This is a genomic window from Anaerorhabdus sp. (assembly GCF_036637135.1).
Lineage (GTDB): Bacteria > Bacillota_I > Bacilli_A > Erysipelotrichales > Erysipelotrichaceae > Anaerorhabdus.
Map to the genome: position 1 here is coordinate 1 of NZ_JAVWNC010000083.1, position 6,719 is coordinate 6,719.

Sequence of the window (6,719 nt, forward strand, 5' to 3'; positions counted from 1 at the left end):
TGTTTACTACTTTTGATTTTAACTCTTGCAGGATGCAATACTATCAATAAAAATACTGATTTAAACGAAACAGAAGAAACCATAAATTATGTCTTAAGTGACAAACAAAACGAACAGTTAGACTTACTTCTACGAACTGGTGGTTATTTTGATGATGTTATTGAATCCTCTAATAATATCTTTTATAAAGTTGAGAACGACATTGTTTCTGTACAACTCAACGGAAAGAATAAAATCAATGTCGAATTTAAAGTGAATGAAGTTCCTTCTTACACTTATGATTTCATTGATATTGACTATGATTATCAAGAAGAAAGCGACAAAAAATCCGCAACGCTTTATTCCATTTATACTCGTACATCTGAAGAAAATGATGCACAGATTGAATCAGCTCTCACTACTAGCGACGAAATAACTTACCAAATTATTTTTAACCAAGATAAATATACAATCGAGAATAACAAACCATCTGGCAAGAATGATTTGCCTGAAAGTCTTCAAACACAAGTATTCGATACTTATGTTAACCAATGGAACGAAGTAACTCTCTTTGATAATAATATGCAAATGTTAAGCAAACAAATTACAGATATCTTTATGAACTTTGATTCCTATACTTATCGAAATCACGATTCTGCTGAAGTTAAGATTGATACAACGGAAGATGACATAAAAGTTGAAAAACCTAAAGTAACAAATGAGTTTACTGATTTTCCAAGTGTCACCAATTTTAGAGATACATTCTACTGGTATTCATTCAATGGTGAAACTATGAAATCAATTGATACGATTGATTCATTTGATAGAACTTTATCTTTATTCTTCTTTCTAACATCCAGAGATAGTTTCTCAATTGATGAACTTGCAGGTGCATTCATGCGTGTAGATAGCGAATACTATTGTTACAACAATAAGTGTTCAATGGATAAAAAAGATATTACAACAGATACATTTAGAAATGGTGAATTCTCACTTATGACACTGGATTACTTCAATCAATGTATCGAGGATGTCTTTGGTTTTGAAGCATATTCACTTGAAAAATATAGTCGATTGGATAATGGGATTATTATTAGTCAGTCCGAACAAACATTAGTTGGTGATGATTACTCTGGTGATTGGCAACTAGGTTATAACGGAGCTGTTGTAGATCATGTTAGTGAGTCGAATATTGACACTGTTACTTTTACTCCTTATACTGTACAAATTAGTAATTGCCCAAGACCAAATGATAGTAGCTGTACATATGATATTTATACACCTCAAGAGGATTTTGTTGTAAGTAATATTCCTTCAGGAAAAGTAAATGATTATGTAGTAAATCATATGTCTAAATTTATTACATGGGAAATTAAAATGACACCACGAAATAACTCTGATTTTTATCAAGTATTATCATATAAACAACTGAATTAAGAGGGGATGGATATGCGAAAAGTAATGTTGATTTTATTATCATTATCTTTAGTTAGCTGTTCAACAAAACCACAGGTATCTCCTAGCCCAATTACTAGTGAAACACCTATGCCAAGTGAAGTAGTTGAATATAAATTAACTGAAAAACAAATTGAACAATTAAATATGGTAATTTATTCCGGAGGTTTTTTTGATGATGTCATTGTATCAACAGATGATCTTAATTACACCGTGGATAACGATAAGATTATTGTTACTATTGATAAACCAAAGAAAATGGAAATTCAATTCACAATAGATGGAACTGCGCTATATGACTATCCTCTTGAAGATACTCAGATTACTTATACTAAGGAGAAGAAAGATAAAACCGCTACACTAACCTCAGTCTATACTCGTGCTATCAATATAAATAACACTAGAATTCGTTCTACATTAACCACATCTGACAATCAAGAATTCAAAATAGTATTCAATCAACTTAAAAATTCATTCGAAAATAACGGCACCCCAGACATTGAACCTGGTACGTTTACTTTTGTGGATAGTTTAAGCAAAGAAATGTATTCCTATTATATAAACGCATGGAATGACATACTACTATTTGATTCTTATATGCAAACTTTAAATGTTCATATAACTAATATTTTCAAGAATGAAGAAACATATACTTTTAAAAATAAAGATAGTCTAGTTGTGGATAACACCAACCTATATGATTTCAGTAAACTCGAAAAGAAACAAAGTAATGAACAAACTTTTACTGAAAAACCAATTAGAACAAAGTTTTTATCTGATTTTTATTCTTATAGTTTTAATGGTGAGGAAACTAAAACCAGGAAGGGTACTTCTGCTTATCTCAATACACTTTTCTTATTTTTCTTTATCAAATCATCTGCTGATATACCTATCGAAGAATTAACTGCCGCTACTTTTTCTATAAAACCTGAATATCATTGTATGGGTAAACTATGCAATAAAAGTACAGATAATTCTGAATTGCGTATTAGTCAAGGAACATATGGTGAAGGATATTACACTGTATCCACAATCGATTATTTTAATCAACAAATAAAAGATATTTTTGATTACCCAGCATATGAAATTACGAAAACTAAGATGATAGATAATGGAATTGTTCAAAGTGTCGAGGAAAAAACTTTAGTAGGAGAAGCTTATGCTGGAGATGGCCCTCTCAACTACAATGGTGCCATCTATGAGTCATTTAAAGAAGATGGTGTGGATTATGTCACACTAACACCTTACATTGTTAGAAATACAATAAACACGAACCAACCTGGTACAACTTTTGATGTATATACTACTGCTGGTGATAAAATTGGTAGTAATCTAATACAAAGTGAGATACATACGTTTGTAGTTAATCACAAAGATAGCTTCCTAACTTGGGATATTGCATTAACCCCAGGAAACAACAAAGACTTTTATAAAGTATTATCCTTTAGTTTAAAGTAAATTAGTAAAACAAAAAATAAACCTGTGTAGGTTTATTTTTTTCTATAATTCTTTAACGCTTCATTTAGTTTTTCAGTGCTTGCTTCTTGTTCATACTTTTCACCTAGCAACATGAATATCAATCCTATTGCCATCGTGATAATGTAGATTGGATAATTGATATCCGGTAATCCCTCAAACCATTTAAATGCGTAGGCAGTGCCACCAAATATGATTGTACAAATCACTAACCATGATAATGATTTTGTGAAAAGTATACCTTTAGAGTAATCACAATGATCATCTAACATGGTTACTTGAAGTAAAGCTACGACAAAACTAGCCATAATTCCAGTAAATATGGTCAAGAATGTCATTTCATATTTACCTTGTACAAAATACATAAATCCTGCTAAGAAAATAACAGCCGAGAAATAAATACCCATATATAATTTCATGTTCATTGACCATAGAAAGAAATCTCTAAATTTTTTCATGTTGTTCTCCTTTTAATTTCTGTTTAAATAACCTTGCATAGTGTCTTGATATGACTAACATTTCTTGATTGTCCAATGTGACAATAATTCTTCCATTGAGCTGACTCTTTAAACTATCTATGTGTTGAATATTAACAATCAAATTCTTAGCACCTCGGAAGTAATCCGCAATTGAGTATTCATCTTCCAGTTCCTGAAGTGTTGATCTTGTTTTTCCTACGCGATCACTTGTGTAAATATAAGTAGTTCCATCAATACTTTCTATATAAAGAACATCCGTTGGATTCACATAGAATTTTTGATTATCTATATCAATACACTCTATCTTCTTATTTTGACTTTCCAACAAATCAATAACTCGTTGAATTTCAGGGGTTATGCTTTTACATTGTATGAGTACTTCATCTTCAACATCAAGATTTGTAATTACTTTTATTTTCATAAAGAACCCCTTTCTTCATTGTAAGGATAAACTGAATGTATAAAAAAAACAACTCACTTTTAAGTAAGTTGTCATTTTATTGGATAAGTTGCAGATTAATAATCCCCTTGGGCAACCATTGCATCTATAACTTTTTGCATACCTGCAATATTTGCGCCAGCAACATAATTCTTTTTGCCTAATCGATATTGTTTCATTGCATCTACGCATTGTTGGTGAATTGCTTTCATAATACCTTGTAGTTTTTCATCTACTTCTTCAAATGTCCAATTATAACGCATACTGTTTTGGCTCATTTCAAGTGCTGATGTTGCAACACCACCCGCATTTGCAGCTTTACCTGGAGCGAATAGAATTTCTTTCTCTAAGTAATAAGCTATAGCCTCATTATTATCTGGCATATTTGCGCCTTCTGCAATAGCGATACATCCATTCGCTACAATCGCCTTTGCTCTTTTAAGATCTATTTCATTTTGTGTTGCACAAGGAAGTACGATATCTGCTTTTAATTTTGCATCATATACTGAACCTTCAAAATATTGTCCGTGCTTAGCCATCTTCGGATAGTCCTTTAGTGACCCTCTTAATTCTTCTTTGATTTTCTTAACTATTTTAAGATCTATTTTATCATCCACGATATAACCATGGGAATCACTCATAGCGATAACTTGGATACCATTTTGCATTGCTTTTTCTGCTGCATAAATCGCAACATTTCCACTACCTGATACAATCGCTTTACAGCCTGCTGGTTCAATTTTATTTTCCTTTAACATTTCTAGTAAGAAATATACTAAACCATACCCTGTAGCTTCTTTACGAGCAAGAGAGCCACCATATCCAATACCTTTACCAGTTAATACGCCTCTTTCACTTTTACCACGAATTCTACGATATTGTCCATATAGATATCCAATTTCTCTTCCACCTACACCCATATCTCCTGCAGGTACATCTACATCTGGTCCAATATGACGATATAACTCTGTCATAAAGCTTTGGCAAAATCTCATGATTTCTGCATCACTTTTTCCTTTAGGATTGAAATCACTTCCACCCTTACCACCACCAATTGGTAATGTAGTTAATGAATTTTTAAACACTTGTTCAAATCCCAAGAATTTTAATACTGATAAATTCACTGTTGGATGAAATCTTAATCCACCCTTGTAAGGACCTAAAGCACTATTGTATTGAACACGATATCCACGATTAACGCGAGTGAACCCTTTATCATCCATCCAAGATACTTTAAATTGTATTATTCTTTCAGGCTCTACTAATCTTTCTAAAATTGCCATTTTTTCATATTCAGGATGTTTCTTAAAAATAACTTCTGTTGAACTTAATACTTCCTCAAGGGCTTGTATAAATTCGGGTTGATTACTATCTTTAAGTTTCATCTCATCTAATACACGATCAATATACTTCATACTTTGTCCTCCAACCTTTATGTTCTTATTTTAGACTTATGTCTTCCTGTTGACAAGAATTTTCATCTCTATTTTTTTCTGTTAGTAATATGTTTGCGGTTTTATCAATGAGAATTGCACCTAGTGGTGCCGTAACTAATATCGCAACAACAGCACCTGTAAGAATTAAATCACCACAAGCTAATCCCATCGCAAGTGGTAGTCCACCAATAGCCGCTTGTACTGTAGCTTTTGGTAAATAGGCGATAGCGCAAAATAGCTTTTCTTTTTGATTGAGTTTAGTTTTAGTGAGACTCACAAACACACCACATATTCTTAGTAGTAATGCTCCAAAGATAACAATGAGTAAACTAAATCCACCTTTAAAGGCTAAACTTAAATTCACACTTGCACCAACCAATACAAATAAGAAGACTTCACCCGCTACCCATAACTTATTGTATTTACTTGATAATCGATTCGCTAGAGTTGGATAGAAGATATTGATTGATATCGCCATTGTCATAACGCAAATTAAACTAGAGAATGGTACTATCGTATTTATGTTTTTTTCAAATCCAACAAAAATGAAGGAGAACGCTAATAATAAAACCATCTTTACTGAATCTCTCATATGTATCTTTCTAAAGTAAAGTTGAAATACATATCCCCACGCTAGTCCAACAACAATACCCAATCCTATTGATATTGGTACAAGAAGTATACTTGTAAAATTCACAACTCCTGAAACTAAAAATGTTGATACAACTGTGAACAGTGATATCACTACAACATCATCAAATGATGCCCCTGTTAAGACAAGTTGAGGTATCTTTTTTTCTTCTCCTAATCCTTCATTAATTAATCGAATCATACTTGGTACTATAACTGCTGGAGATACGGCTCCAAGTACACACCCCAATAACATCCCTTCTAAGTTTGTTAATGGCAAGAAAAGTGGCGCAATAAATGTACATGCTGCTATCTCAAAAATTGCAGGCACAAAGCTCATAAATACTGCAGGTCTTCCTATCTTTTTAAAATCATCTAACTTTAGCGCTAATCCCGCACGCGTCAAAATAATGATTAGTGCAATTTGTCTTATCTCACTTGAGATGTCCATTAACTTTGGATCTAATACATTGAATCCACTGTTGCCTAAAATAATACCTGCAAGAATCATTCCAATTAAGCCTGGTAACTTTAATTGTTTAAATAAACCTGCACATATTAGACCCACTACACATACTAATCCTATACTTACTAACATATTTTCTATCCTCCAAAATAAAAGCCGATAACACCAGTTCAAAAAAAGAACTAGACGTCATCAGCTTAATAAGCGGTTCTGCATATCGCAAGGGAGATCATCATTCCCATGTTTAGTTTATCATGATTTGTTTCTATTGAAAATATTTTTTTAAGGAAAAAGAGTAGCCACCTCGATGACTACTCTTCCTATCTTATTCTTCAGTTCCTGTTTCTTCTTCTAAAACA

At 32.4% G+C, this 6,719-nt stretch carries 6 protein-coding genes and 1 riboswitch; of the genes, 2 read left to right on the forward strand and 4 right to left on the reverse strand.

What is annotated here, in order from left to right:
- Together RR643_RS10785 and RR643_RS10790 are read left to right on the forward strand one after the other, a co-directional pair.
- Nucleotides 1-1,416, forward strand: a 1,416-nt coding sequence (locus RR643_RS10785; protein ID WP_332483208.1) for a hypothetical protein, incomplete at its 5' end; no start/stop codon positions are given.
- Between the two features lie 12 nt (nucleotides 1,417-1,428).
- Nucleotides 1,429-2,892, forward strand: coding sequence for a hypothetical protein (locus RR643_RS10790; protein ID WP_332483209.1), 1,464 nt, complete (start codon nucleotides 1,429-1,431; stop codon nucleotides 2,890-2,892).
- Between the two features lie 32 nt (nucleotides 2,893-2,924).
- Here the strand turns inward: RR643_RS10790 and RR643_RS10795 are convergent, their stop codons facing one another.
- The 4 genes from RR643_RS10795 to RR643_RS10810 all read right to left on the reverse strand — a co-directional run bounded on the left by RR643_RS10795 (nucleotide 2,925) and on the right by RR643_RS10810 (nucleotide 6,492).
- Nucleotides 2,925-3,368, reverse strand: a complete 444-nt coding sequence (locus RR643_RS10795; protein ID WP_332469496.1) for a hypothetical protein — start codon at nucleotides 3,366-3,368, stop codon at nucleotides 2,925-2,927.
- Complete coding sequence (locus tag RR643_RS10800) at nucleotides 3,355-3,810, reverse strand: LytTR family DNA-binding domain-containing protein (protein ID WP_332469495.1); 456 nt, start codon at nucleotides 3,808-3,810, stop codon at nucleotides 3,355-3,357. The genes RR643_RS10795 and RR643_RS10800 overlap by 14 nt, the downstream gene beginning before the upstream one ends.
- 95 nt (nucleotides 3,811-3,905) lie before the next feature.
- Nucleotides 3,906-5,243: an NADP-specific glutamate dehydrogenase gene (gdhA, locus tag RR643_RS10805; protein WP_332469494.1), complete on the reverse strand. Its 1,338-nt coding sequence runs from the start codon at nucleotides 5,241-5,243 to the stop codon at nucleotides 3,906-3,908.
- A gap of 25 nt (nucleotides 5,244-5,268) precedes the next feature.
- Nucleotides 5,269-6,492, reverse strand: coding sequence for a cation:proton antiporter (locus RR643_RS10810; protein ID WP_332469493.1), 1,224 nt, complete (start codon nucleotides 6,490-6,492; stop codon nucleotides 5,269-5,271).
- Between the two features lie 44 nt (nucleotides 6,493-6,536).
- Nucleotides 6,537-6,609: riboswitch (Fluoride riboswitch) on the reverse strand.
- Between the last annotated feature and the right edge of the window lie 110 nt (nucleotides 6,610-6,719).